Raw genomic sequence first — 3,101 nt, 5'->3', positions numbered from 1 at the left:
TCCGGGCGATATCCGCACGCTCCCGACGATATTTCCATTCTCCGGGCGATATCCGCTCGGCTCCCGGCGATATTCCCATTCTCCGGGCGATATCCACACGCTCCCGACGATATTCCCGCTGCTCCGGGCGATATCCGCTATGCTCCCAAACGATATTTCCGTTCTAGCAGAAACCGAAGCGCTCCCTCCATCCAGCAACGCACAGCTTTACCGCCACCTAAAAAAACCCAGCCATACAGACTGGGTTTCCGCTCTTATAAACTATTGATTGACTATCATCCTACTGGCTTTACTTCACCTTCCTTTTTTGAATCTAGTTTATATTTTTGTCTTGTTGCTTCGCCACCACGGAGATGGCGGATTGCTTTGTGGTATTCCAGTATTTCCTTAACTTGATTTGCTAACTCAGGATTTATTTCTGGTAAGCGTTCTGTTAAATCTTTGTGGACTGTGCTTTTGGAAACACCAAATTCTTTAGCTATCATACGGACAGTCTTTCTCGTCTCCACGACATATTTTCCTATCCTGACAGTTCTCTCTTTGATGTAATCGTGCACACCATTCGCCTCCCTAAGTTGGATATTTCCGAGGTGTGGTTTTGAGACAAGGTGTTAATTTTGCTGTGGCCTTCCTAAAAATCCCGGTGAACAATGATCGTGATTATGTATACTTTCCCATATGCTCAAGAGCCGCTTCTAACCTAGAGTATATTATTTACAAAATTTTCTGTAATTAATTCCAATAAAGATGCATATAATTTATACTTCTATTTTTCTAGCCACACAAGCTCTCACCTCAGACATTTCTGATTGCTTGGTTTATAACATTTTATTACCAGACCTGCATGTTTATGATTAAAATTACATCTTTAGGTAGGTGGACATGGAGTATTTTTCAAAAAAAAAATAACTGCAGCGAATCGTTGCAGTTATTCAGTGGGTAAGTGTACGTTTAACTATAGCAAAAATAAGGCTTTAGCATGCTTTTACAATTTATAAACAGGTTCAACTTTTCTTGTAAAGGTGAAACACATTGTTTCCATTTGACATTATCCCAGTTTCATTCTCTCTATCGTCGTACGCTACATGGAGAACCGTTAATCCATCTACATTTAATTAGTCAACTTAATCCATTTCACCTAGCTCTGGATCACTAAAAATTATTAAATCTCCAACTGATTCCGGTAGTAAAGAAAAGATAATCATTGTAACAGAAATAAATAGAAAAATTCTTGTTTTTTTCATTTTATTTGCTCCTTTACAAATTTTTATTCTTTACAAGAAAAGCTGATCCATATTCAATAAAATAAAATAATTAGGATTTTCCCCCTTAAGCTTATATAGTTAACTTTTTTACTTCTTTAAGTGGTAACCTGCTGAAAAAGTAGTCGCTTCTTTTCTCGATGAAGTAATTGTAAGATTTAAGAAGAAGGTGCTTGTCCTGCTTTGCTTTACCCATATAATAGAGCTTAAACGGACTATCCAGTGGAATTTCATTAAGAATTTCGATTGCCTTGGAGTAATTGCCTTTGGCGATTTCAATATGTGCTTGTTCACTTTTATCTGTTGAATAAATATGATCTACTTTATTAAAATGGGCGGATAAAAATGGGATATTATGCTGTTCAATTGCGTGAATAGCAGATGATATATTTTCTGATTTTGCCAGTTTCAATGCTTCATTGAGATGGTACATTCCTTGAAAATAGGTATCAAATGTATAGGATAAGCCCAAATTGATATGAATCCCGATTTTTGTTCGTATATTCCCAGTTTCATTTAAAACACGATAAGCATATTTTCTAGCAATTATTAATTCATTTCTGGACATGTAATAAAAATATAAGGTTTGATGCAACCGGATGTTAAAGTACGATACTAACAATCTATCCTCGATTGCTTCAAATAATTGTTGTTGTATTTCTAAAAAATTCCCTAATTTATTATATTGATTTAAATCATAATACGCAGTTACTTTTGCAAATTCGATCAAACAGATTAACTCTGGTTCCGTGGTTTTTATTTGCTTAACCTTTTGTATTATTTCGTATGGCAAGCATTTCTTTTGTCTCCGATCCATCATTAAATCATAAACCTCTGCCCATTGCTTATTCGAAAAATATGCGGATTCCTTATTTTTTTGGATTAGTTGATCTAAATCCTCATAAAATCCATTGATATATAAAAATTCCATTCCCTTTTTCTGTATATCATTTGAAGTAGACGTTAAACAATATTTCCTCATCAGCTCAACAACTATTTGATGATCATGTTTTTGAGATAATAATGCCATTAATTGTTCCAGTGATAATACCTCTGTATTAGACAAAAAGATGGTGGGTAAGTGCATGACTTATGCAAGACTCCTCTCATAAAAATAATTCAGTACACTCATACTTTAATACTTTCATATTTCGGCAAGAATTAACATTTATTTGGTTAATTCTTATAATAACATAGAATATTAAAATAATCAGAAATATCTTTCGACAATTTTTGCAAGAAAGTAATATTTAATTGGGTTTTTATCATTAGGAAACGTTAAGAAAACGCAAATGTGTCATTCTAGCAGGTGTAATTCAAATGTAGGATTGATAGAAGTCAGCGAGTAATTCGGTTCCATTATTGATTTATACCCCTGTGAGTTTTATATTTTTCGCTTTAGAAAAACACCGCCGCAGCTTGCTAACGACAAGAGATAAGATAATGTATTAGTAGAAATCGGTGAAATAACTGACTTCTATAATCAATCCTCTTCCTAATGAAGTAGTAAAATTCAATATTATTTTATAAAAAATCTCGTATTCTCTCGTACGTTAGTGAATGAGTAAGTACTGCTTTACTTGACTACTTAATCTATGTTGACAGACGCCCCAGCTATAATTCTATATTTCCCAAACGTAGTAGAGTAGGAGGAGGGATTTCGCCCTCCGACCTCTCATCAAACCGTACGTGCAGATTTCCCGCATACGGCTTTCTCTTCGTCAGTTCCCCATCTCCAGGAGTGAGTTGTTATTTCTTATTTCACTCGTGAGTTAGGAACGATATGTGAGTAAGTCAACCATAGAGACTAAGCCAGCCTGAGCCAATACCTTGTTCGGT

General features: G+C 35.2%; 3 protein-coding genes. All 3 read right to left on the bottom strand.

Translation table 11 applies throughout. From position 1 onward, the window contains the following. Nucleotides 1-198: hypothetical protein (locus tag AC6HVZ_RS19005; protein ID WP_497559707.1), on the bottom strand; the 198-nt coding region annotated here is incomplete at its 3' end. A 77-nt stretch (nucleotides 199-275) separates the two neighbouring features. After that, complete coding sequence (gene spoIIID / locus AC6HVZ_RS19000; RefSeq protein WP_497559706.1) at nucleotides 276-557, bottom strand: sporulation transcriptional regulator SpoIIID; 282 nt, start codon at nucleotides 555-557, stop codon at nucleotides 276-278. A 778-nt stretch (nucleotides 558-1,335) separates the two neighbouring features. Then, the gene (locus AC6HVZ_RS18995; protein WP_497559705.1) at nucleotides 1,336-2,328 is read right to left on the bottom strand and encodes an AimR family lysis-lysogeny pheromone receptor; all 993 of its coding nucleotides are present in this window, start codon (nucleotides 2,326-2,328) and stop codon (nucleotides 1,336-1,338) included. Nucleotides 2,329-3,101 lie beyond the last annotated feature (773 nt).

It is taken from the genome of Oceanobacillus sp. NCCP-135 (assembly GCF_059698015.1).
This window is presented reverse-complemented; position numbering and strand designations above follow the sequence as displayed.